The organism is Chelatococcus sambhunathii (assembly GCF_001418005.1).
GTDB classification, from domain to species: domain Bacteria; phylum Pseudomonadota; class Alphaproteobacteria; order Rhizobiales; family Beijerinckiaceae; genus Chelatococcus_A; species Chelatococcus_A sambhunathii.
Map to the genome: position 1 here is coordinate 164,034 of NZ_LIOL01000008.1, position 23,294 is coordinate 187,327.

Below are 23,294 nucleotides of genomic sequence, written 5' to 3' on the forward strand. Positions count from 1 at the left end.
CCGGAGACGACAGTCCCATGTACCGCTACGACGAATTCGACCGGCAGTTCGTGGCCGAGCGCGTGGAGGAATTCCGTGATCAGGTGGCGCGCCGCCTCTCGGGCGAGCTGACGGAAGACGAGTTCAAGCCGCTCCGGCTGATGAACGGCGTCTATCTGCAGTTGCACGCCTACATGCTGCGCATCGCCATTCCCTACGGCACGCTGAATTCCCGCAAGCTCCGGCGGCTCGCCCATATCGCGCGGCGCTACGACCGCGGCTTCGGCCATTTCACGACGCGTCAGAACCTGCAGTTCAACTGGATCAAGCTCGAAGAGGTGCCGGAGATCCTCAAGGAGCTCGCGGAGGTCGAGATGCACGCCATCCAGACCTCGGGCAATTGCATTCGCAACGTCTCGGCGGACCATTTCGCCGGCGCGGCCGCGGACGAGATCGCCGATCCGCGCGTCTATGCCGAGATCCTCCGGCAGTGGTCGTCGCTGCACCCGGAGTTCACCTTCCTGCCGCGCAAGTTCAAGATCGCCGTCGTGGCGGCGGAGGCGGACCGCGCTGCCATCCAGGTGCACGACATCGGCCTGCAGGTGAAGCGGAACGAGGCCGGCGAGACCGGCTTTGCCGTCTGGGTCGGCGGTGGCCTCGGTCGCACGCCGATGATCGGCCGCAAGGTGCGCGACTTCCTGCCCGAGGCGGAACTGCTCAGCTATTGCGAGGCGATCCTGCGCGTCTACAACATGCACGGCCGGCGCGACAACAAGTACAAGGCGCGTCTCAAGATCCTCGTGCACGAGACGGGCGTCGACGAGATCGCGCGCGATATCGAGGCCGAATACGAGGACATCCGCGCCCGCGGCGCCCTGACGATGCCGCAGGAGGAGATCGCGCGCATCCGCGCCTATTTCGCGCCGCCGGCCTTCGCGGAGCTGCCCGCACGCTCCTCCGCCTTCGAGGCGGCCAAAGCCGACAGCCGCAGCTTCGCCCGTTTCGTCGAGCGCAACGTGGCTCCGCACAGGGTGCCGGGCTACGGCATCGTCACCATTTCGCTGAAGGCCATCGGTGCCCCGCCCGGGGATGCGACGGCGGAGCAGATGGAACTGATCGCCGACCTCGCGGAGCGCTACAGCTTCGACGAGGTGCGCGTCAGCCACGAGCAGAACCTCGTGCTGCCGCACGTCAGGCTCGACGACATCCCGGCCGTCCACGCGGCGCTCGCCGAGGCCGACCTTGCGACGCCGAACGCCGGGCTCGTCACCGACATCATCGCCTGCCCCGGGCTCGACTACTGCTCGCTGGCGAACGCCCGCTCCATTCCCGTCGCGCAGCGCATCGCGGAGCGCTTCGCCGACATCGAGCGGCAGAAGGAGATTGGCGAGCTCAAGATCAAAATCTCCGGCTGCATCAACGCCTGCGGCCATCACCACGTCGGCCACATCGGCATCCTCGGCGTCGACCGCAAGGGCGAGGAGTTCTACCAGATCACGCTCGGCGGCTCGGGCGACGAGACCTGCTCGATCGGCGAGATCGTCGGCAAGGGGTTCTCGTCGGACGAGGTCGTCGGCGCGGTGGAAACCATCGTCGAGACCTATCTCAGGCTGCGCGAAGGGCCGCAGGAGACCTTCCTCTCCGCCTTCCGCAGGCTCGGCGAAGCGCCGTTCCGGGAGGCGCTCTATGCCGACGCTTGAGGAGTTGACGCCCGGCAGCGCCGCGCCTGCGCTCGCTGCACGGGCGAGCGAACTCGAGGCCGCTCATGGCGACCTCGGCGCGCTCGCCATCATGCGCCTCGCCATCCGCAAGCTCTTTCCCGGGAGCATCACGCTCGTGTCGAGTTTCGGCGCCGAATCGGCGGTACTGCTGCACATGGCCGCGACCATCGACCGCGACCTGCCAGTGACCTTCGTCGATACCGGCCGACTGTTCCCGGAGACGCTCGCCTATCGCGACGAACTCGTCGATCTGCTCGGCCTCACCGATGTGCGCACCGTCGGGCCCGATGCTGCGGCGACGGAGCGGCTCGACCCCTATGGCGCCATGTTCGCCATCGACGCCGATGAGTGCTGCCGGCTGCGCAAGGTCGAGCCTCTGGCGCGCGCGATCGCGCCGTTCGAGGCCTGGATCACGGGCCGTAAGCGCTACCAGGCCGCGACGCGAACGGCGATGCCGGTCTTCGAGGCCGATGCGACGCATATCAAGGTCACGCCACTCGCCGCGTGGGGCATGGAGGAGGTGCGCGCCTATCTCCGCGCGCATGACCTGCCGGTCCATCCGCTCGTCAGCCGCGGCTATCCTTCGATCGGCTGCGCGCCCTGCACCACGCCGGTTGTGGCTGGCGAGGACCCGCGCGCCGGGCGCTGGCGCGGTTCGGCCAAGATCGAATGCGGCATCCACGTCTCCAGGGCGGGTGTCGAGAGGAGGAGCGCCTGATGGCTCTCTACAGGAACGGTTCCTTCGTCGCGGACGATCCCTGGCGCATCCTCGGCGCGGACGAGGCCTTGCCGGCCGAGGGGCCGGTGGCGCTGCCCAAGGCGCGCTTCATCGCCGAGCGTGACGGGCTCGCCGGGCGCAATGCGCCGCTCGGCGTCGTCATCGAGGCGGGGGAGGGGCTCGACGGGCTGGAGGACGACATCAACCGCCTGTCGCTCGTCGTCCTGACCTTCCCGAAGTACACCGACGGGCGCAACTATTCGACGGCGCGCATCCTGCGTGAGCGCTTCGGCTATCGCGGCGAATTGCGGGCCATCGGCAACGTGCTGCGCGACCAGCTACGCTTCATGCTGCGCTGTGGCTTCGATGCGCTCGAGATCACGCACGAGGGCACGATTGCGGCGCTTCGCGACGGCCGCATCAACCTCGTCTCCCTGCACTATCAGCCCGCGAGCCGCGACGAGGCTGCCCCGCCCACTGCCGGCGGGCATCCCTGGCGCCGCAGCTCCGCCGGCCGTCTCTGATTTCGCGAAGGACGCCAACGACCATGTATCGCTCCGACGCCGCCGCTCTCTCCATCCTCGAACCGGCCCGGGCCGAGGCGGCCCACGCCGGCCTCACGCCGCATCTTGCCCGCCTCGAGGCGGAGGCGATCCATATCATGCGGGAGGTGGCGGCCGAGTTCCGCAATCCGGTGATGCTCTATTCCATCGGCAAGGACTCGTCGGTGATGCTGCACATCGCCCGCAAAGCCTTCTTCCCGGGCAAGCCGCCATTTCCGCTCCTGCATGTGGACACGACGTGGAAGTTCCGCGAGATGATCGCCTTCCGCGACCAGACGGCGCGTGAGCTCGGCTGGGAGCTCATCGTCCACATCAATCCGGAGGGCAAGGCGCGTGGTATCGACCCGTTCCGCTCCGGCTCGTCCCTGCACACCCAGGTCATGAAGACGGAAAGCCTGAAGCAGGCGCTCGATAAGTATGGCTTCGACGCCGCCTTCGGCGGGGCGCGCCGCGACGAGGAGAAGAGCCGCGCCAAGGAGCGCATCTTCTCCCACCGCAACGCGCAGCACGGCTGGGAGCCGCGCAGCCAGCGGCCGGAGCTGTGGAACCTCTTCAACACCCGCATCAACCCGGGCGAGTCGATGCGCGTCTTTCCCCTGTCCAACTGGACCGAGCGGGACGTGTGGCACTACATCCTCGCCGAGAAAATCCCCGTCGTGCCGCTCTATTTCGCCAAGGAGCGGCCGGTGGTCGAGCGCGACGGCGCACTCATCATGGTCGACGACGAGCGCATGCCGCTCAACCCTGGCGAAAAGCCCCAAATGCGGAAGGTCCGGTTCCGCACGCTCGGCTGCTATCCGCTCACCGGTGCCGTCGAATCCGATGCCGAGACGCTGGAGGCCATCGTCGACGAGCTGATGGCGTCGCGCGCCTCGGAACGGCAGGGCCGGGTCATCGACCGGGACGACAAGGCCTCCATGGAGCGCAAGAAGCGCGAGGGGTATTTCTGATGAACGCCGTCGCAACGCTCGCCCGCCCCGCCCCCTTGCCGGCTGCGCCCGCGCGCGGCCTCCTGCGTTTCCTTACCTGCGGTTCGGTGGACGACGGCAAGTCGACGCTGATCGGCCGTCTGCTCCACGAAACGGGCGCCATCTTCGAGGACCAGTTCGCGGCGCTCGAGAAGGACTCGCGCCGCCACGGCACGACGGGCGGCGACATCGACTTCGCCCTGCTCGTCGATGGACTCGAGGCCGAGCGCGAGCAGGGCATCACCATCGATGTCGCCTATCGTTATTTCTCGACGCCGCGCCGCTCCTTCATTGTCGCCGATACGCCCGGCCACGAACAGTACACCCGCAACATGGCAACCGGCGCCTCGAACGCCGAGCTTGCCATCATCCTCATCGATGCGCGCAAGGGCGTCCTGACGCAGACGAAGCGCCACAGCGTCATCGCGGCGCTCACCGGCATCCGGCACGTCATCCTCGCCGTCAACAAGATCGACCTTGTCGGTTTCGACGAGAAGCGCTTCGACGCCATCGTCGCCGACTACGCGGCCTTCGCCGGCAAGCTCGGCTTTGCGTCCATCGTGCCGATCCCGGTCTCGGCGCGCTTCGGCGACAATATCGCCGCGCCGAGCGCCAACACCTCCTGGTACAACGGGCCGACGCTTGTCGGCCACCTCGAGGAGGTGGAGGTCGAGGCGGCGCGCACGGACGGGCCGCTGCGCTTTCCCGTGCAGTGGGTCAACCGACCCAATCTCGACTTCCGCGGCTTCTCGGGCACGCTCGCCGGCGGCGTCGTGCGCGTCGGCGACGAGGTGGTGGCCTCCTCCTCCGGCAAAACGAGCCGCGTGACGCGCATTGTCACGTTCGACGGCGACCGGGAGACGGCCCGTGCCGGCGATGCCGTGACGCTGGTGCTCGCCGATGAGATCGACGCCCCGCGCGGCGAGGTGCTGGCCGACCCGAAGGCGCGGCCGGCGGTCGCCTCCCGCCTCGCCGCCCGGCTCGTGTGGATGAGCGAGGACACGCTCGCGCCGGGCCGGTCCTATCTGATGAGGCTCGGGACGCGCACCGTGCCGGCCACCGTCCGGACGATCCGCAGCGCCATCGATGTCGAGACCTTCGACGCGCGCGAGGCGGGCAGTCTCGCCCTCAACGGCATCGGTGTCGTCGAGATCGACACCGTGGCTCCGGTGGTTTTCGACCCCTATGACGAGAACCGCGCCACGGGCGCCTTCATCCTCATCGACCGCTTCACCAATGCGACGGTCGCGGCGGGCATGGCGGTCGAGGCCCTCGGGGCGACGAACGTGCACCGCCATGGCTTCGATGTGGATCGGGCGGCGCGCGCGGGGCTCAAGCACCAGCGCTCGCTCGCCGTCTGGTTCACCGGCCTGCCGGGCTCCGGCAAGTCGACCATCGCCAATCTGGTGGAGCGCAAGCTGCACGCCCTCGGTCGCCATACGACGGTGCTCGACGGTGACGACCTGCGCCAGGGGCTCAACGCCGATCTTGGTTTCGACCTTGCGAGCCGCGCCGAGAACGTGCGACGGGCCGGCGAGGTGGCGCGGCTGATGCTGGATGCGGGCCTCGTCGTTCTCTGCGCCTTCGTCTCGCCCGTGCGGGCGGATCGGGAGCGGCTGCGCGAGCGCTTCGCACCGGGCGAGTTCGTCGAGGTCTTCGTCGACACGCCGGCGGAGGTCTGCGCCGCGCGCGATCCCAAGGGGCTGTATGCGAAGGCGCAGGACGGAAAGATCGCGACCTTCACTGGCGTCGGCCAGGGCTACGAGCCACCGCTATCGCCGGACCTCGTGCTCGACGCGGCCGCGGCCGATGCCGAGGCACTCGCCGAGCGGGTCGTCGCCTTCATCGAGCCGCGTATCTCGGGCGCGAGCCTGACGGCGGAGGATTCGGCGGCGCTGTGAGCGTCGCCGGCCCGCGGAAACGGCCTCACGCCGTCTGGCGCGCGACCGGCTTCTTCTCCTCATCCGGCCGGTCGGGCTCGGGCTGCGGAGCTGCCATGATCGCGTCGGCCAGCTGGTCGATGCGCTGCAGCAGCGAGGCATCATCGTCCACTTCAGCCGGCAGCTTGCGAATGTCGCGTTGCAGGCGGTTGAGTTCCCGCTGCAGGCGGGCCCGGTCGGCGCGGGCCTGCTGCAACGCCCCTTCGAGCGACAGTTTCTCGGCGCGCATCAGTTCGACCTCCTCTTCCAAGGCGCGGACAGTCGACCGCCCCCTCTCGTCAGCCGCTGCCGCCTCGGCCCGGAGCTTAGCGATGAGATCGTGCGCATGGGCCAGATCCGCATCGCGCTCGGCGACGACGTTCTCGCGCCGCGAGGCGGCGGCCGATGCCTCGGTCAGGCGCGCGGCATAATCGACCTCGCTCGCCTCCAGCACCTCGATGCGTGTCGCCTGCTCGCGGCGCATCTCGTCGAGCGAGCGGATGCGGGCCGACAGCACCTCCTCATGCGTGCGTGCGCTCTCGAGCAGTTGGTCGCGCTCGGCAAGGCCGGCCTGCGCGGCGGCGAGATCGGCCCGCGTGGCGGCGAGTGTTTGCTCGAGATCGGCGATACGATCGCTATGGTTGGCGAGCTGTGTTTCGAGGCCCGCCACGGCGATGCGTTTCGTATCGATGTCGATCAGCGCATCCTTGTGGGCCGCATCGAGCGCGCGGTAGGCCTCGTCGCGGGCGCCGAGCCTGTCGGTCGTCTCCTTGAGAGCCGCCTCGAGCCGCGCCGCTTCCTCGCGCGTCGCCTCCAGCGTGGCGAGGGTTTCCGCGAGGCGGCTTTCGAGATCGGCGATGGTGGCGGCGAGGGTCGCGCCTTCATCCTCGAGCTGCTTCAGTTCCGCCGTTCGCCGGCCGATGTCCGCGAGCGCCGACGCATGCCGGTTCCGCGCCCGTTCGAGCTGTTGCTCGAGACGGCGCAGCGCCACGGCGAACTCGGCCCGCAGGTGGTCCTTCTCGGCCGTCAGCTCCGCGATCGACAGGGGAAACTGTGCTTCGAGTCGCCGGCGGATCAGGCGCTCGGCCCGGCGGTTTACGGCGGGAAGCACGACGACCGCCAGGAGCGTGGCCGCGAGGAACCCGAGCGCGAAGATCATCAGCGCTTCGATCACGGCCCCGCTTCCCCTTCACGCCCGTTGCGACCGGCCCGCCCCGAGGCCGGCTTTTCCTGAAAATGGCACGCCTCTGCCGCTCTTTCCAGTCAGGCCTCCGTCGAGCGAACCGCTGCGGCTGGACGCTCAGAAGGGATTCCACGTCGCTTCGGGCGTGAACTTCAGGTAGCCGAGGTTGAGGCCGAGGCGGGCGCCGACGCCGGTGCGGATCGGGACAATGGTGATGCCGTTGGCATTCAATGCCGTCATGCCGAAGCCGGCGACCAGATAGGCCGAGCCGTTGACGCCGGCAAAGCGCTGGAACAGCGCGTTCACCGTCGGCAGATTGTAGACGAGCATCATGGTGCGCGCGCCGTCTCCGCCGAAGTCGAAGCCCACCGAGGGGCCCTGCCAGAACACGCGCTGATCGCCGGCATTGCGGGTGTAGAGCACGCCCTCGCCGTAGCGCAGGCCGCCGACGAAGGCGCCCGACGCCTCCTGGCCGACGATGTAGCCATTGGGCTCGCCCCAGCGGCGTACGGCTTCCTCGATCGTCAGCGCGAGCCCGCGCGAGACGTTGCCGAAGGCCTTGTGGCCCGATTGGACGAGTTCCTGGGGCGAGAACGTGTCCTGCCGTGCCGGCGCGCCCTGGGCGAGTGCGACACCGGGCGCCACGAGAAGGAGTGCCGCGACGATCGTCATGGCGGCACGCCAGGCCGCTTTCCAGCTGGCTCGCATCAGCAATACTCCATTCACTTAAGCCCGCCCGCTTCCCATCATGGCGCACAAATCGTTAACGAGATTGCTAAACGGAGGCGAAAGGCCGTTCGTTTCCCGCAAGGATCGCTCCGGCAGCCCTTCTGCGAGGTATTGTGGCAGCGAATCGCGAACGATACGCTCTGCGCCAAAAATGTCGGTGCGAAGGCAGCGCGCTCAGGGCCTGCGGCCTGCTGCGGCGATCGGTGCGGCGTCGCGGGCAAGTGCCGGGTCGCCCCAGGCGATGAAAGGGCCGTTGGCGAAGCCGCCCGTCGTGTCGCCGTAGGTAAGGCGCACGCCGTCCGGCGTCGTCACGAGGCCACCTGCCGCGCTGACGAGCGCATCGCCCGCGGCGACGTCCCACTGCATGGTACGTCCGAAGCGGGGGTAGACGTCCGCCTCGCCCGCGGCGATGAGACAGAACTTGAGGGCCGAGGAAGCGCTGCGCCGCTCGCGCGGGGCAAGGGCGGCGAGGAAACGGTCCGTTTCCGGATCGCCGTGGCGGGCGCTGGCCAGCGCCGTCAACCCCTCGCGCGAGGCTGGCCGGGTGCGGATAGGGCGCAGATTATGTCGCGCTGGCGGTGGGCCGCCGGCAGGCGCGGTTGTCGCGTAGGCTGCTGCGCCGCCAATCCAGAAACGGCCGTCCGCGGGCGTATGGATGACGCCGGCGATCGGGCGGCCCGCGACGACGGCAGCGATGTTAACCGTGAATTCCGATCCGCCGGCCACGAAATCGCGCGTGCCGTCGAGCGGATCGACGAGGAAGAAGGCCTGCCCCTCGCCCAGAGGCGCCGCAGCATCGGCGCTCTCCTCCGAGATCACGCTCACGTGCGGGAAGGCGCGGGCAAGCGCGCCCGAGATGAAGGTCTCCGCCGCGATGTCGGCGTCCGAGCAGGGGCTGCCGTCGTCCTTGGTGCGGGTGGCGAAACCCTGGGCACGGCTTTCGAGGATCCGCGCGCCGGCACCGTGGGCAATGGCGGCGAGGGTCAAGGCGAGGGCGTCGGCGTCGGCAGGGAAGGACGGCATCAGAGGCGCTGGGTCATGGCGAACAGGGGCGGTTGTGCGCAAAATGGCAACGAATTGCAAGCTGCGCACGGGGCGCTCTTCTAGGTCTTGTCGGGGCTTCCGGCCCCGCGCGAAGCAGTGTATCACCGAAAATCGTTCGCGCCCCGTTCCGGGGTGCATCCACCTCGCGTTAGCCCCTTTCGCGGAGCCGCCATGACCGCCGCCGTTACGCTCGATGCGCTCGATCTCGCCGCTCTCCTGTGCAGCCGCGTGTGCCACGACGTCATCAGCCCGGTGGGCGCCATCGTCAACGGGCTTGAAGTGCTCGAGGACGAGAACGATGCGGCGATGCAGGAATTCGCGCTCGACCTCATCAAGAAGAGCGCCCGGCAAGCCTCGGCCCGGTTGCAGTTCGCGCGCCTTGCCTTCGGCGCGGCCGGCTCCGCCGGAGCCTCGATCGATCTCGGCGACGCGGAGAACGTCGCCAAGGGCTTCATCCAGGACGACAAGGTCGCGCTCATCTGGAACGTGCCGCGCCTGCTCCTGCCGAAGAACAAGGTCAAGCTGCTGCTCAACCTCATTCTCCTCGCCACCAACGCGATCCCGCGCGGCGGCTCCATCACGGTCGACGCCGAGGTGGACGGCGACGATGCGCGCTTCACCATCGCCGCCAAGGGCGTGAGTGCGCGCATTCCGACCCATGCGGAGCAGTTGCTCGCGGGCAAGGCGGAAGGCGGCAGCGTCGATGCGCATGCGATCCAGCCGTTCTACACCGGGCTCGTGGCGCGGGCGGCGGGCATGGACGCGCGCTTCTCGCTTGTGGACGACACCGTGCTGATCAAGGCCGGCCCGGCTGATGACTGAGCACCTGCGCGTCATCCGTGCAGGATGGCGCGGGATTTCAACCTAACTTAAACTCTTAGCCCTGACACTGCCCCTCGGATCGCAGAGGCGTGGGCGGCCGCCATTGGCCGCGCGCGCGCTTTTCGGGTGTGCGTCATGGATGAACTGCTGCGCGAGTTCCTGACGGAGACGAGCGAGTATCTCGACACCGTCGACATGGAACTCGTGCGCTTCGAGCGCAACCCAAACGACAGCGCCATCCTCCGCAACATCTTCCGCCTCGTTCACACCATCAAGGGCACCTGCGGCTTCCTGGGCCTGCCGCGGCTCGAGGCGCTCGCCCACGCCGCAGAAACGCTGATGGGGCGCTTCCGCGACGGCGAGCAGGCGGTCACGAGCCGCGATGTCACGCTGATCCTGGCGACGATCGACCGGATCAAGCACATCATCACTGAGCTCGAGCGCACCTCGGTCGAGCCGCCGGGTCGCGACGACGACCTCATCCTTCCCCTCGAGCGCTCCAGCGGCGGTCCCGGGCGGCGCGGCATCGATCCTGCCATCCTCGTCGCCTTCGACGAGCCGGATGTGCAGCCCCCCGGTGAGGGGAGCTCCGCGCCGTCGCAGCAGGGCGCGGTCGCCGCCGAAAGCGCGGATGCCGCGGGCGGCCGGCAGCAGACCATCCGCGTGGCGGTGAACACGCTCGAGCATTTGATGACCATGGTCTCGGAACTCGTCCTGACGCGCAATCAACTGCTCGATATCGCCCGCCGGCATGAGGACAACACCTTCAATGTGCCGCTGCAGCGCCTGTCGCACGTAACGGCGGAGCTGCAGGAAAGCGTCATGAAGACCCGCATGCAGCCCATCGGTACGGCCTGGCAGAAGATGCCGCGGCTCGTGCGCGACCTCTCGGCCGAGCTCGGCAAGCCGATCGATCTCGTCATGCGCGGCGCCGACACCGAGCTCGACCGTCAGGTGCTCGACATCATCAAGGATCCGCTGACGCACATGGTGCGCAACGCTGCGGACCACGGGCTCGAGAGTCCTGCCGAGCGGCGGGCGCTGGGCAAGCCGGAGCGCGGCACCATTCGCCTCGACGCCTATCACGAAGGCGGAACCATCACGATCGAGATCGCCGACGACGGACGCGGCCTCGACCTTCCAGCCATCAAGGCCAAGGCGATCGCCCGTGGGCTCGCGCCGGCTGCCGAGGTGGAGCGCATGAGCGAGGCGCAGGCCGCCAAGTTCATCTTCCATCCCGGCTTCTCGACGGCCGAAGCGGTGACTGCGGTGTCGGGGCGTGGCGTCGGCATGGATGTCGTCAAGACCAACATCGAACTCATCGGCGGCGTCATCGACATTCATTCCGAGCCCGGACGCGGCACGATCTTCACTGTGAAGATCCCGCTCACACTGGCCATCATCGCGGCGCTCATCGTCAGCGTCGGCGACCAGCGCTTTGCCATTCCCCAGATGGCTGTGCTCGAGCTGGTGCGCGTGCGGCCCGGTGCCGAGCAACGAGTCGAGACGGTCAACGGCGCGCCCGTGCTCAGGTTGCGCGAGCGGCTATTGCCGGTGATGTCCCTTGCGCGCCTCCTCGGCCGCGCCGGTACGAAAGAGGATGACGACGGCTTCATCGTCGTCATCCAGGTCGGGCGGCAGCGCTTCGGGCTGCTCGTCGAAGGCGTCTTCCATACCGAGGAGATCGTGGTCAAGCCGATGTCGCGCAAGCTACGGCATCTGCAGGTGTTCTCCGGCAACACCATCCTGGGTGACGGGGCCGTGGTCCTCATCATCGATCCCAACGGCGTGTCGCGCATGCTCGGCGCGCAGGGGGTCGATGCGGCGGCCTTTGCCGATGCCCTGGCGGACATGGAGGAGACGCGGGAGGAGGAGGTCGAGGCCACGGCGCTGCTCGTCTTCCGCGCCGGCGGGCCCGGGCAGAAAGCGGTGCAACTCTCCCTCGTCACGCGGCTCGAAGAGATCGATGCGACGAGGATCGAGTGGATCGGCGACCGCCCCTTCGTTCAGTACCGTGGCCGCCTAATGCCACTCGTTACAGCCAGCGAGCGGCTGGTGATCCGCAAGGAGGGGATGCAGCCGATCCTCGTCTTCTCCGATGCCGAGCGGGCCATGGGGCTGATCGTCGACGAGATCGTCGACATCGTGGACGAGCGACTTGCCATCGATCCGGTACCGCAGCGTCCGGACCTCGTCGGTTCGGCCGTGGTGCGTGGGCAGGCGACGGAACTCCTCAATATCGCGCATTTCCTGCCGCTCGCGCACGAGGACTGGCTGCGCCGGGCGGCGCTGCCCAATGCCCCGGTGCGCACCGTTCTGCTCGTCGACGATTCCGACTTCTTCCGCGGCATGCTGGCCCCGGTTCTCAAGGCGGCCGGCTATCGCCTGGTGCTTGCCAGCAGCGTCGACGAGGCGCTCGAGGTGCTTGCCTCGCAACGTGTCATCGATGTGGTGGTGAGCGACATAGAAATGCCCGGAAAAACGGGCTTCGATCTCATCGAGAGCATGCGGATCGACCAGCGCACGCGGCATCTGCCGGTGATCGCTCTGTCGTCCTATATCAGCCCGGCCATCGTCGAGCGGGCGAGGCGCTACAGCGGGGTGGAATTCGTGGCGAAGTTCGACCGCGGCGGCCTGCTTGCGGCGCTGGCGGCGACCGTCGATGGTTATGGAGCGGCGGCATGAGCGCGATCGATCCCGCCATCAGCGCCAGCGCCGTCGACGATGGCATCCAGTATGTCACGGTGACGGTTGGCGAGCAGCTATTCGGCATTCCGATCGACCGGGTGCGCGATGTGTTCGTCGTCGGTGGGCTGACGCCCGTCCCGCTCGCGCCGCCCGAGATCCGGGGGCTCGTGAACCTCAGGGGCCGCGTCGTCACAGCCGTGTGCATGCGCCGCCGCTTGGGTCTGCCGGCACGTGAGGAGGGGGCGGGGGGGACCGTGATGGCCGTCGGCCTGGAACAGGGCGATGAGAGCTTTGGCCTGATCGTCGACGGGGTGGGTGAGGTGTTGCGCGTGCCGGCCGAGACGCGCGAGCCCAGACCGCCCCATCTCGGCGGCCGCTGGGCATCCCTGGCGTCGCACATCCACAGGCTGGACGACCGCCTACTCGTCGTGCTCGATGTGGATGCGGTGCTTGCCTTCGATGGGGAGGGAGGGGCCAGTTGATCTTTGTCCCCTATGCCGCCCTGGCCGGATATGATCGAGCGTTGACTGGGAGTCTCGCAGCATGAAGCATTGTCTTGTCGTCGACGACTCGGCGGTCATTCGCAAGGTGGCGCGCCGCATCCTCGAGGCGCTCGCCTTCGAGGTGAGTGAGGCCGAAGATGGGGCCCAGGCCCTCGCCCGATGCCAGCAGGCCATGCCCGAGGCCGTGCTGCTCGACTGGAACATGCCCGTGATGGACGGCTACGAGTTCCTCAAGGCGTTGCGCCAGTTGCCCGGTGGTGATCGTCCGAAGGTCATCTTTTGCACTACAGAGAACGACGTCGCCCATATCGCCAAGGCCCTGCAAGCCGGTGCCGACGAATACATCATGAAGCCCTTCGACAAGGACATCGTGGAAGCGAAGTTTCAGGAAGTCGGGCTGGTCTAAGGCGCTGCGCAAGGGCGGCAGGGCCGGCTGTGGCCGATCCGCGCCAGAGGCATCGGCGGGGGCGGTATCGTGATACGGGTCATGGTCGTCGACGATTCGGCCGTTGCGCGCGCCCTTGCGCTGCGCTGGCTGAGCGAGGAGCCTGGCATCGACGTGGTGGCCGAGGCCGAGACCGGCCGCGTCGCGCTGGCCCTTGTCGCGCGCGCCGACCCTGACGTCATCGTGCTCGACCTCGACATGCCGGACATGGACGGTTTGACCGCCCTGCCTGAGCTGCTCGCGGCGAGGCCCGGCGTCGCCGTTCTCGTTGTCTCGACGCTTACGCGACGCAATGCGGAGATCTCGCTGCACTGCTTGGCGCGCGGCGCGGCGGATTACGTGCCGAAGCCCTCTTCGCGTGGGGATGCGGAGGCGCTTGTTGCCTTTCGCAACGAACTCGTCGAGAAGATCCGGGCGATCGCAGGGCGTGGGGCGAATCCGGATGCCGCTGCCGGGCCTCCGCGCCTTGCCGCGTCCCGTTCCGTTGCCACGAGGCCGGCTTGTCTTGTTGTGGGCGCCTCGACCGGCGGCCCGCGGGCGATGATGCGCCTGATCGGCCAGTTGCCGGCATCTGTCCTCGCGCGCCTGCCGGTTGTCGTGGTGCAGCACATGCCGCCGATTTTCACGGCTGTTTTTGCAGAGCACCTCGCCGCCATCGCAGGCTGCGAGGTGCGCGAAGCGCGCGACGGCGAGGCTGTGCGGCCAGGCGTGATCCATGTCGCGCCCGGCGGGCTGCACACGGGGCTCGTCCGGCGGGGAGCCGACGTTCTTCTGCACGTCCATGATGGCCCGCCGACCAACGTCTGCCGGCCGTCCGTCAATGTCCTGTTCGAGGCGGCGGCCGCCGTCTACGGTGGCGCGGCGCTCGCCATCGTGCTCACGGGCATGGGCCGGGACGGGCTTGTCGGGGCGCGCAGCCTCGCGGCCGCCGGCGCGCCCATCGTGGTGCAGGACGAGGTTACCAGCATTGTCTGGGGTATGCCGGGTGCGATCGCGCGCGAAGGGCTGGCGCACGCCATTCTGCCGCTCGACCGCATCGCGCCGGCGATTTGCGTTTTCATGGAGGGGGGCGCCGATGACTGACGCCGATTTCGATTACCTGTGCACATTCATCCGCGCCCGCTCGGGCCTCGCGCTGACGCCCGAAAAACGCTATCTCCTCGAAAGCCGCCTGCAGCCGCTCGGTCGCACGCGGGGCTTCGAGACGCTGGAGGCGCTGGTGAGGGCGCTGCGGGCCGGCGGCGATGCGGACCTCGAGCGGGCCGTCGTCGAGGCGATGACGACCAACGAGACCTTCTTCTTCCGCGACAAGACGCCCTTCGACACGTTGCGCAACGACGTCCTGCCCCGGCTTCTGGAGGCGCGGGCCAGCACACGGATGCTGCGCATCTGGTGCGCCGCGGCCTCCACCGGACAGGAGCCCTATTCGCTCGCCATGATGCTCGATCAGATGGGCGAACGGCTCGCCGGCTGGCGCATCGAGATCCTGGCGACGGACCTTTCCACCCAGGCGCTTGAGCGAGCCCGCGCCGGGCTCTACAGCCAGTTCGAGGTGCAGCGCGGCCTGCCCGTCCAGCTCCTGCTGCGCTATTTCACGCAAGCGGGCGATCAATGGCAGATCGCGCCAGAGTTGCGTGGGCGCATCACCTTCCGGCCGTTCAACCTGATGCGTGACTTCGCGCCACTGGGCACGTTCGACGTCGTGTTCTGCCGCAACGTCTTGCTGTATTTCGACATGGCGATGAAGGCGGACATCCTGGCGCGGATCGGGCGGCAGATTGCGCCGGACGGCTGCCTGTTCCTCGGCGCGGCCGAGACGGTGATCGGCCTCGGCGAGGAGGTGGAGATGCATCCCACCCTGCGCGGCGTCTACGTGCCGCGGCGGCGCGGCGCGACACGGGCCGCGTGAACGGGGCAGCCGGCAGGGGCCATCGTCGCTGCCGGCCTCCATGGTGAGAGGTGGACAAGAAAAAAGCCCCGCGATGCGGGGCTTTCTGTCGTGGCGCCTCTTGCCGGTTGGGAGGCGGCCTCAGGCGGAGATGCGCTCCTCGATCTCGCCGGGCTCGCGCAGCACATAGCCGCGGCCCCAGACGGTCTCGATGTAGTTCTTGCCGCTCGAGGCATTGGCGAGCTTCTTGCGCAGCTTGCAGATGAAGACGTCGATGATCTTGAGCTCCGGCTCGTCCATGCCGCCGTAGAGATGGTTGAGGAACATCTCCTTGGTCAGCGTGGTGCCCTTGCGCAGGGAGAGGAGCTCCAGCATCTGGTACTCCTTGCCGGTGAGATGCACGCGGTTGCCTGCCACCTCCACCGTCTTGGTGTCCAGGTTCACCACGAGGTCGCCGGTCGTGATGACCGACTGGGCGTGGCCCTTGGAGCGGCGCACGATGGCGTGGATGCGCGCGACGAGTTCATCCTTGTGGAAGGGCTTGGTCAGGTAGTCGTCGGCGCCGAAGCCGAGACCCTTGACCTTGTCCTCGATACCCGCAAGGCCGGACAGGATCAGGATCGGCGTCTTGACCTTGGCGACACGCAGGCTCCGCAGCACTTCGTAGCCGGACATGTCCGGCAGGTTGAGGTCGAGGAGAATGATGTCGTAGTCGTAGAGCTTGCCGAGATCCACGCCCTCCTCGCCGAGATCGGTCGTGTAGACGTTGAAATTCTCGGACTTGAGCATGAGCTCGATGCTTTGCGCGGTGGCGCTGTCGTCTTCGATGAGCAATACGCGCATGTCAGGTCCCCAACCTCGCCCCGAGGCCCGCGCTGGCGGTGTCCCGGCTTTCCGACGCTGCCCGCGTTACGCCGCGGTGCTGGCGTCCGATCTTCCCACTCGTTCCGACTCGCGACGCTACGCCCAAATGGTTAACAAAAACTGATTCCCTCTTGCAAGAACCTCTCGTCGAAACATGTGAAAGTCGACGTAAAAGATTGAATCGCAGTCGGTTTCCAGTCTCTACGCAGTTAACGCAACGCATGAGGAAATCGGCGCAAGTGATTCATGTGACTCGCTTGCTCCGACACGGCAGGCCGCGCTGCCGGCAGAGCCGACGTAGCCGCAGTCTTAACGACCTCGGTAAATGAAAGGTTGACGGGTCCATCCTCGCCACAGGAGGGGGTCCATCCTCGCCCCCCGTTGGATAACTCGCGCACTTGCGGACGCTCCCGCAGGGGTTCTCCGGGTTGCGCTGTTGCAGGAATGTCGCAACGGCGATGTCATCGCCGTCGCCACGGCGGCGAATGCCGGAGAGTAAGGAAGAACTAACCTCCGTCGGCGATGGTTCGACAGGTCAGCGGCCTTTTTGCGGCGGCTGTGCCCCCGTCTTTGGCGGCTTGTCGAGGAGTAGTACAAGCGATGAAGTCGCGGAACACGCTTATTCGCCTGAAGCGCTTCCATGTGGAGGAGAAGCGCCGCAGGGTCCACCAGATCGAGACCATGTCGGCCGAGTTCACGCGCATGGCCGACGAACTGGCACGCGAGATTGCAGCCGAGGAAGCGCGGGCCGGCATCACCGATCCGGCTCATTTCGCCTATCCGACCTATGCGAAGGCGGCGGCGCAGCGGCGCGACAACCTGGTGCGCTCGGCCGAGGAACTGCGTGGTCAGCTCGACGACGCCCGGGCCGAACTCGACGAGGCTCTGGAGGAACTGCGCAAGGTCGAACTGCTCGACGATCGCGAGGCGGTTCGCGATTCCAACCGCGAGATCGTCGCCCACGCCTGAACGCGCCGGCGGTTCAGCGCGGCGGCGCGATCAGCGGAACGTGTGGCGCAGCCTCTGGCGGCAGCAGGCCGGCGAGACGCGGGTCTTCCATGACCTCGACGGCCCGCTTGTAGGGACGAAACCCCATCCGGACATAAAAGGGCAGGGCGCCGGGGTGGTCGAGATGGCAGGTGTGCACCATCAGCCGTCGGATCGGCCGAGACCACGCCCGGGCGAGGGCAAGCTGCATCAGCGCTCGCCCGGCGCCGCGGCCCACGGCTGCTTCCACGAGCCCGAAATAGACGATCTCGGCCTCGTCGCCGCCACGGAAGTCGAGCTCCAGCAGGCCGGCGTCCTCGCCGGCGAGCACGACGGCATAGGCCTCGACGTCCGGATCGGCGAGGATCCGGGCCACCTCCGGGATCGGCATTGCTAGGCGGCTGACCCACAGCCACGGTCCGCCGACGGTCCTGAACAGCCCAAGATAATGCTCGACATCCGGTGCATCGAGCCTCAGCAGGGACAAATCGACGCTGCCCATCCTGCCGACCGCCGGCGGCGCGGTCATCTCGAGGTAGGTGACGACCGTGGCGAGCTTGCCGGCGGGAATGTCGGTATAGCCGTCGCAAAGCATGGCCGGCGCTTCTCCTGATCTTGATCGGGCCCTTTTGCCGCAGCCCCTGGAGTCGGTGGCGGGAGCCTGCCCCAGCCCTTGCACGACAAGGTGCCCTGGCGTCAAGAAAGCCTTGCGGGCGCGCCCCCGGTCGGGCACAGATGCCGGCAGGGATTGGCGAAGAGTGCACCCCGCGGTGCATCCGGGACTGCACTGCGGAAGCATTTGGCAGCAGGGGCGAAGCTCAAGGATCGATGAAGAAGAAGCTCGAGTATGTCTGGCCGGTCATCGGCCTTGCTGCGGTCGTCTTTTCCGTCTGGCTCCTTTACCGGGAGCTGAAGGACATTTCTGCCAGCGAGGTGCTCGACAGCATCGCCGCCATCCAGCCGAAGCAGTGGCTGCTCGCCGGCCTGTCCACTATCATCGCCTATGGTGCGCTGGCCTGGTACGACCGCATAGCGCTCCTGCATCTTGGCAAGAAGCTATCCTGGGCTGTCATCTCGCTCGTCTCCTTCACGACTTACGCGCTGTCGCACAACATCGGCGCCTCGGTGCTGTCAGGCGCCATGGTGCGCCTCAGGGCCTATGGCACCATGGGGCTCAGCCTCGCCGAGGTCGGTGTACTCGTCGCTCTGTGCTCCTTCACCTTCGGTCTCGGCAGTGTCCTGCTCGGCGGGCTCGTGCTCGTCGGTGAGCCGGAGATCGTCAACCGGCTCGTCGAGGACGCGCCCATATGGTTGTCGCGGCTCGCTGGCATAGCCATGCTCGCCTTCGTTGCGCTCTACGTGCTCGGGTCGTGGCGTGAGTTCAAGCCGCTGAAGATCGGCAATTTCGCCATCTACTATCCGCGGCTCAACATCACGCTGCGCCAGCTGTTCGCGGCTCCGCTCGAGCTGCTCGGCGCCGCCGGCATCATCTATTTTGCGCTGCCGGAAGCCGGCAACCCGGGCTATTTCGTCGTCCTCGGCGTCTTCCTCGCCTCCTTTTCGGCGGCGCTCATCTCGCACGCACCCGGCGGCCTCGGGGTGCTCGAATTCGTCTTCCTCAAGGCGATGCCGGACATGGATCCGGCGGACGTGCTCGCGGCGCTGCTCGTCTTCCGGCTGTTCTACCTGCTGATCCCGCTCGCCTTCTCGATCGTCGTCGTGGTGCTGTTCGAGCGCTCGCGCATCGCCCGCACGCTCAAGGAGCGGGTCACGGCGAAGGTCGGCACCGGCAAGGCCGGCGCGTCGCGTTCGGGAGACGGCGCGTCCTGATGCCGGCGCTGCGCACGCGCCTGCGCCGGCTCGCCTTCGGTCTCGGTACCGTCACCGGTCTTGCGCGCCGCGGCTATTTCATCCCCTACCGGCACGCCCGCGAGGCACGCTCCGCACCCTATGCCGCGCTCGAACCTTTGTTCGCGGCCGCCGAGCCGGCGATGGAGGCGACGCTCGCGGCGATCGACGTGGTGGCGGCGGAGCTTTCCGCCATTCCGGCCGAGGGAGCGGGGCTGCGGTGGCGGCAGATGTGGTTTCCCCGGCTCGACGCGGCGGCGGCCTATGCCATCGTGCGCCGCGAGAAGCCGACGCGCATCGTCGAGATCGGCTCCGGCCATTCCACCCGCTTCATGGCCCGTGCCGTCGCGGACGGCGGCCTCGCGACCGCGATCACCTGCATCGATCCGGCGCCGCGCGCCGACATCACAGCCCTTACCGTGACGCACCGGCCGGTCGTGGTCGAGGATGTGGAGAGCGACGATTTTCCGCCATTGGCGGCGGGCGACGTCCTGTTCATCGATTCGAGCCACATCGCCATGCCGGGCAACGACGTCGACCGGCTGTTCCTCGACATCCTGCCGGGGCTGCCGGCCGGCGTCCTCGTGCATGTGCACGACATCTTCCTGCCCGACGCCTATCCGCAGGCGTGGGGCTGGCGCGGCTACAACGAGCAGATGCTCGTCGCAGCCCTGTTACAGGGCGGCGGCTATGACATCGTCTTCACGAGCCACTACGCCGCAACCCGCCTCGAAGGGGCGGTTGCGGCGAGCGCCGCAGGCATGCTGCCGCTGGTGGACGGTGCCTTCGAGACGAGCCTGTGGCTGCGCAAGCGCTGAGGAATCCGCTGGTTCAGGCGGGAGCGTTGCGCGCGATGCCGCTGCCGGCCTCCGGCACGGCAAAGCCGGCGGCCGTGTAATCGGCGAGCTTGTTGCGCAGGGTGCGGATAGAGATGCCCAGCATGCGCGCGGCATGGGTTCGGTTGCCGCCGCAGTGGACGAGCGTCGCGAGGATCAGTTCCCGCTCGACGACGGCCATGGGCTGGCCGACGAGCGCAAGCGCGGCGGGGAGGGTGGGCGGGAACTCCCGTGGGGTCGCATCGCTCATCGGGCCGCACCGGCATCGCATGCCGTCATCAGCGAAGGTCCGACAACGAACCGGCCATGTGCCCGATAGGCCCATGCCTGCCGATATGCCCATCCCTGCCGAAGCGACCCTGCGTGCCGTGAGGGCTTCATTCCCATACCACCGTCTCCGTGCGTGATGGCGCGAGCCGCAAGCCCCCGCCGCTGTGCGTGCGGATGTTTTCGCGCTTATGGTTAGGGAGCGGTTAAACGGCTCGCGACAATTGTCGTGTCCGGATGGCAAACGGTCACCGAGGGCGCCTGCCGTTGCTTCGGAAGCGGAAACGCCGACCCCTGGGCCGGCGTTTCCTTGTCTTTCCGAGGTTGCGTCCGGGACCGCACCACCCGGCGGAGACGGTTCACTGTCTGTAGTGCTGGATGCGCGTCGTCCGCAGGCCGGCGAGGCCGTGCTGGTCGATGGATTGCTGCCAGCTCAGGAACTCCTCCACCGTCAGCGTGTAGCGCTGGCAAGCCTCGTCGAGGCTCAGCAGGCCACCGCGTACGGCGGCGACGACCTCCGCCTTGCGCCGGATGACCCAGCGCTTGGTGGACGACGGCGGCAGGTCGGCAATCGTCAATGGACTGCCGTCGGGCCCGATGACGTATTTCACCCTCGGGCGTTGGGGTTCGGTCATGATACGCTCACACTAACTCGACTGACCAACGTCGAGAGGGAGCTTAGACCTGCGTGATTTAAGATTTGCCTAAAGCAAAGGCTGCAACGCTTCCTGGCCGATGAAGCCGTCACGACGCTGCGAAGGCGGCAGGAATTGCCCGGTCCTGGCAGAGCGAGACGTCCGCCGCCGCAAAGCCGACACACGGCGCGCCTAAGGGGAACACCGGGTTTTACTGCGCTTGTCGGGCATTATATGTATGCCCAAGCCAGCTGCACCCCCGCATTGCCGGGCGGGGAGGAGAGGATGAGCCATGCTCAACAGCCTTGATCTCGCCAAGCCACCCGCCGAGACGCGCGTGGTCGTCGCCATGTCGGGCGGGGTCGATTCCTCCGTCGTCGCCGCGATGATGAAGCGCGACGGCTACGATGTCATCGGCATCACCTTGCAGCTTTACGACCACGGCGCCGCAGTCCACCGCCGGGGGGCCTGCTGCGCCGGCCAGGACATCCACGATGCGCGCCGGGTGGCCGAGCGGCTCGGCATCGCCCATTACGTGCTCGATTACGAATCGCGCTTCCGTGACGCCGTGATCGAGCGTTTCGCCGAGAGCTATCTCGCCGGCGAGACACCGATCCCCTGCGTTGAGTGCAACCGGTCGGTGAAATTCGCCGATCTTCTGGAGACGGCGCGCGACCTCGGCGCCGACGTGCTGGCGACCGGCCATTACGTGGCCAGCCGCCTTCTGGCGAACGGCCGCCGCGGCCTCTTCCGCGCCGCTGACCCGGACCGTGACCAGAGCTACTTCCTCTATGCGACGACAGCCGCGCAGCTCGATTTCCTGCGGTTTCCGCTCGGGGACATGGCAAAGACCGAAACGCGGGCGCTCGCCCACGAATTCGGCCTCACGGTGGCCGACAAGGCCGACAGCCAAGACATCTGCTTCGTGCCCAACGGGCGCTATACCGACATCATCGAGCGGCTGAAGCCCGGCGCCGTGGCGCCCGGCGACATCGTGCACGTGGACGGCCGGGTGCTCGGCCGGCACGAGGGCATCATCCACTACACCGTCGGCCAGCGGCGCGGCCTCGGCCTGTCGGTCGGCGAGCCGCTATTCGTCCTCAAGCTCGATGCGGAGAAGGGCCGGGTCATCGTCGGTCCGCGCGAGATGCTCGGCACCGAGAGCATCAGGCTGCGCGACGTCAACTGGCTTGGCCCGGTGGCGCTCGACGCGCTGCCGCCCGAGGGCCTGGAGGTGGCCGTGCGGGTGCGCTCCACGCGCCAGCCCTGCCCGGCCTTCCTGCGACGCGATGCGGAAGGTGTGGAGATCGTGCTGGCCAGCGCCGAGGAGGGTGTTGCACCCGGTCAAGCCTGTGTCATCTACGATGGTGTAGATGGGCGGGCGCAGGTGCTGGGCGGCGGCACCATCCGCGCCACGCGCCCGATGCCGATGCGTGAAGCGCTCGGGGAGGGAGCGGCGGCCTGACGCGGACGGTTCGACGAGGGGGACGATGGCAGCGGCCGACATCCGGGGGCCTGATACGGCCTCGATGCGCAAGGCCTACGCGCGATGGGCGCCGGTCTACGATGTGGTCTACGACAAGCTGACGGCGCCGGCGCGCGAGCGGGCGGTTGCGGCTGCGCTCGCCTGCGGCACGCACATCCTCGAGGTGGGCGTGGGCACCGGCCTGTCGCTCGAGGCTTATCCGACGAGCGCGCGGGTGACCGGCGTCGACCTGTCCGAACACATGCTGCGGCGGGCGCAGCAGAAGGTCGACCGGCTCGGCCTTCGCCAGGTCGAGGCGCTCGCGGTGATGGACGCCTGCCGCCTCGGCTTCCCGGACGGGACCTTCGATGCCGTGGTCTCGCAGTTCGTCATCACCCTCGTGCCCGATCCCGAGGCCGCGCTCGACGAATTCGCGCGGGTGCTGCGGCCGGGCGGCGAAATCGTCCTCGCCAATCATTTCGGTGCTGCCGGCGGCGCGCTCGCCAGCCTCGAGGAGGCGGTGGCGCCGCTCGCCAGCAAGGTGGGCTGGAGCTCGGCCTTCAAGGCGGAGCGCATCGCCCGCTGGGCGCGCTCGCGCGGGGTGGCCGAAGTCGTCTCGCTCGAGTCGGTCTTCCCCGGCGGCTTCTTCAAGGTCATGCAACTGCGCAAGTTTGCCTGACCATCGGGGAAGGCGAGACACCGCGGGTCTCTCCCGGCGGGCAATCCAAGGGCGCACCGCCTGCTGCACAATGCGTGGAAAGCGCGCGAGCTTCCTTGACAGCCGCCGCGCCACCTCCTTATATCCCGCCGCACGGTGTCAGGCGCCGTGCCCGAACGGGGCGGAGTAGCTCAGCTGGTTAGAGCAGCGGAATCATAATCCGCGTGTCGGGGGTTCGAGTCCCTCCTCCGCTACCACCTCAAGAGCCACACCGGCGCGGCGATATCGTCCGGATGGCGCGATCGGGGCTCCGGTCAAAGCCGCAAGCCTTCCCTTGATTTCGACGATGGGCGCCTCGTAGCGAGCGCCAGGTGTGACGACGACGCTGTCGACGAGCGCGCGGAACGCCGCGATGACGTCCTGATCCTCGTCTTCGATGGCGTCGCGAAGGACAGTCGACAGCGACTGGACGGCCTTCCGGTAGGCCTCGACGGCCTCGGGGTGGAGCTCGACAATCGTCAGCTCTCGCATGGCTACGTCGAGGCGCTCCTCGAGCACCGCCTT

General features: G+C 67.8%; 23 protein-coding genes and 1 tRNA gene. 17 read left to right on the forward strand and 7 right to left on the reverse strand.

From position 1 onward, the window contains the following. The first annotated feature begins 17 nt into the window (after positions 1-17). The 5 genes from ASC46_RS15670 to cysN are packed head-to-tail and all read left to right on the forward strand — an operon-like array spanning position 18 to position 5,850. Positions 18-1,679: a nitrite/sulfite reductase gene (locus ASC46_RS15670; RefSeq protein WP_055460234.1), complete on the forward strand. Its 1,662-nt coding sequence runs from the start codon at positions 18-20 to the stop codon at positions 1,677-1,679. Continuing rightward, the gene (locus ASC46_RS15675; RefSeq protein WP_055460235.1) at positions 1,666-2,418 is read left to right on the forward strand and encodes a phosphoadenylyl-sulfate reductase; all 753 of its coding nucleotides are present in this window, start codon (positions 1,666-1,668) and stop codon (positions 2,416-2,418) included. Before ASC46_RS15670 ends, ASC46_RS15675 begins: the two co-directional genes overlap by 14 nt. After that, the gene (locus tag ASC46_RS15680) at positions 2,418-2,942 is read left to right on the forward strand and encodes a DUF934 domain-containing protein (protein ID WP_055460236.1); all 525 of its coding nucleotides are present in this window, start codon (positions 2,418-2,420) and stop codon (positions 2,940-2,942) included. Before ASC46_RS15675 ends, ASC46_RS15680 begins: the two co-directional genes overlap by 1 nt. Before the next feature lie 23 nt (positions 2,943-2,965). After that, positions 2,966-3,931: a sulfate adenylyltransferase subunit CysD gene (gene cysD, locus ASC46_RS15685; protein WP_245280582.1), complete on the forward strand. Its 966-nt coding sequence runs from the start codon at positions 2,966-2,968 to the stop codon at positions 3,929-3,931. Further along, positions 3,931-5,850 (forward strand): sulfate adenylyltransferase subunit CysN, encoded by a 1,920-nt coding sequence (gene cysN, locus ASC46_RS15690; RefSeq protein ID WP_055460237.1) that lies wholly within the window; start codon positions 3,931-3,933, stop codon positions 5,848-5,850. The genes cysD and cysN overlap by 1 nt, the downstream gene beginning before the upstream one ends. A 25-nt stretch (positions 5,851-5,875) precedes the next feature. On the opposite strand, the gene ASC46_RS15695 is transcribed toward cysN, so the two are convergent. From ASC46_RS15695 to ASC46_RS15705, 3 genes are all read right to left on the reverse strand, one after another. After that, entirely contained in the window at positions 5,876-7,042 is a 1,167-nt protein-coding gene (locus ASC46_RS15695; protein ID WP_055460238.1) for a coiled-coil domain-containing protein, read from the reverse strand. Between the two features lie 126 nt (positions 7,043-7,168). After that, positions 7,169-7,759 carry a DUF1134 domain-containing protein gene (locus tag ASC46_RS15700; RefSeq protein WP_082464864.1) on the reverse strand — a complete coding sequence of 197 codons (591 nt, stop codon included), beginning with the start codon at positions 7,757-7,759 and terminating at the stop codon, positions 7,169-7,171. A 195-nt stretch (positions 7,760-7,954) separates the two neighbouring features. Beyond that, a complete protein-coding gene (locus ASC46_RS15705) occupies positions 7,955-8,803 on the reverse strand; it encodes a 3'(2'),5'-bisphosphate nucleotidase CysQ family protein (protein WP_055460239.1) in 849 nt (282 codons plus the stop codon). Positions 8,804-8,995: 192 nt separating this feature from the next. Between ASC46_RS15705 and chpT the strand changes: the two genes are divergently transcribed. The 6 genes from chpT to ASC46_RS15735 all read left to right on the forward strand — a co-directional run bounded on the left by chpT (position 8,996) and on the right by ASC46_RS15735 (position 15,191). Then, positions 8,996-9,646: a histidine phosphotransferase ChpT gene (chpT, locus tag ASC46_RS15710; protein WP_055460240.1), complete on the forward strand. Its 651-nt coding sequence runs from the start codon at positions 8,996-8,998 to the stop codon at positions 9,644-9,646. A 135-nt stretch (positions 9,647-9,781) separates the two neighbouring features. Further along, the gene (locus ASC46_RS15715) at positions 9,782-12,331 is read left to right on the forward strand and encodes a hybrid sensor histidine kinase/response regulator (RefSeq protein WP_055460241.1); all 2,550 of its coding nucleotides are present in this window, start codon (positions 9,782-9,784) and stop codon (positions 12,329-12,331) included. After that, positions 12,328-12,816: a chemotaxis protein CheW gene (locus ASC46_RS15720; RefSeq protein WP_055460242.1), complete on the forward strand. Its 489-nt coding sequence runs from the start codon at positions 12,328-12,330 to the stop codon at positions 12,814-12,816. Before ASC46_RS15715 ends, ASC46_RS15720 begins: the two co-directional genes overlap by 4 nt. Before the next feature lie 61 nt (positions 12,817-12,877). Next, positions 12,878-13,243 carry a response regulator gene (locus ASC46_RS15725; RefSeq protein ID WP_055460243.1) on the forward strand — a complete coding sequence of 122 codons (366 nt, stop codon included), beginning with the start codon at positions 12,878-12,880 and terminating at the stop codon, positions 13,241-13,243. Between the two features lie 81 nt (positions 13,244-13,324). Next, positions 13,325-14,365, forward strand: coding sequence for a chemotaxis-specific protein-glutamate methyltransferase CheB (cheB, locus tag ASC46_RS15730; RefSeq protein WP_055460244.1), 1,041 nt, complete (start codon positions 13,325-13,327; stop codon positions 14,363-14,365). Continuing rightward, on the forward strand, positions 14,358-15,191 hold the full coding sequence (locus ASC46_RS15735) for a CheR family methyltransferase (protein ID WP_055460245.1): 834 nt from the start codon (positions 14,358-14,360) through the stop codon (positions 15,189-15,191). Before cheB ends, ASC46_RS15735 begins: the two co-directional genes overlap by 8 nt. Before the next feature lie 120 nt (positions 15,192-15,311). Here ASC46_RS15735 and ctrA read toward each other — a convergent pair whose 3' ends face one another. After that, the gene (gene ctrA / locus ASC46_RS15740) at positions 15,312-16,013 is read right to left on the reverse strand and encodes a response regulator transcription factor CtrA (RefSeq protein WP_019401585.1); all 702 of its coding nucleotides are present in this window, start codon (positions 16,011-16,013) and stop codon (positions 15,312-15,314) included. Positions 16,014-16,634: 621 nt separating this feature from the next. Here ctrA and ASC46_RS15745 point away from each other — a divergent pair. Further along, the gene (locus tag ASC46_RS15745; protein ID WP_055460246.1) at positions 16,635-17,003 is read left to right on the forward strand and encodes a flagellar export protein FliJ; all 369 of its coding nucleotides are present in this window, start codon (positions 16,635-16,637) and stop codon (positions 17,001-17,003) included. A 13-nt stretch (positions 17,004-17,016) separates the two neighbouring features. Here ASC46_RS15745 and ASC46_RS15750 read toward each other — a convergent pair whose 3' ends face one another. Continuing rightward, complete coding sequence (locus ASC46_RS15750; RefSeq protein WP_055460247.1) at positions 17,017-17,616, reverse strand: GNAT family N-acetyltransferase; 600 nt, start codon at positions 17,614-17,616, stop codon at positions 17,017-17,019. Positions 17,617-17,849: 233 nt separating this feature from the next. Between ASC46_RS15750 and ASC46_RS15755 the strand changes: the two genes are divergently transcribed. Next, positions 17,850-18,851, forward strand: a complete 1,002-nt coding sequence (locus ASC46_RS15755) for a lysylphosphatidylglycerol synthase domain-containing protein (protein ID WP_055460248.1) — start codon at positions 17,850-17,852, stop codon at positions 18,849-18,851. After that, positions 18,851-19,687, forward strand: coding sequence for a class I SAM-dependent methyltransferase (locus ASC46_RS15760; protein ID WP_055460249.1), 837 nt, complete (start codon positions 18,851-18,853; stop codon positions 19,685-19,687). Before ASC46_RS15755 ends, ASC46_RS15760 begins: the two co-directional genes overlap by 1 nt. Positions 19,688-19,700: 13 nt before the next feature. Here the strand turns inward: ASC46_RS15760 and ASC46_RS15765 are convergent, their stop codons facing one another. Together ASC46_RS15765 and sciP are read right to left on the reverse strand one after the other, a co-directional pair. Further along, complete coding sequence (locus tag ASC46_RS15765) at positions 19,701-19,955, reverse strand: helix-turn-helix domain-containing protein (RefSeq protein WP_071924256.1); 255 nt, start codon at positions 19,953-19,955, stop codon at positions 19,701-19,703. A gap of 376 nt (positions 19,956-20,331) precedes the next feature. Then, on the reverse strand, positions 20,332-20,607 hold the full coding sequence (gene sciP / locus ASC46_RS15770) for a CtrA inhibitor SciP (protein ID WP_026015031.1): 276 nt from the start codon (positions 20,605-20,607) through the stop codon (positions 20,332-20,334). Between the two features lie 292 nt (positions 20,608-20,899). Here sciP and mnmA point away from each other — a divergent pair, with 292 nt between their 5' ends. The 3 genes from mnmA (at position 20,900) to ASC46_RS15785 (ending at position 22,987) form a co-directional block, all read left to right on the forward strand. After that, positions 20,900-22,072: a tRNA 2-thiouridine(34) synthase MnmA gene (gene mnmA, locus ASC46_RS15775; protein ID WP_055460251.1), complete on the forward strand. Its 1,173-nt coding sequence runs from the start codon at positions 20,900-20,902 to the stop codon at positions 22,070-22,072. 25 nt (positions 22,073-22,097) lie between these two features. Further along, on the forward strand, positions 22,098-22,751 hold the full coding sequence (locus ASC46_RS15780) for a class I SAM-dependent methyltransferase (protein ID WP_055460252.1): 654 nt from the start codon (positions 22,098-22,100) through the stop codon (positions 22,749-22,751). Between the two features lie 159 nt (positions 22,752-22,910). Then, a tRNA-Met gene (locus ASC46_RS15785) sits at positions 22,911-22,987 on the forward strand. Positions 22,988-23,294 lie beyond the last annotated feature (307 nt).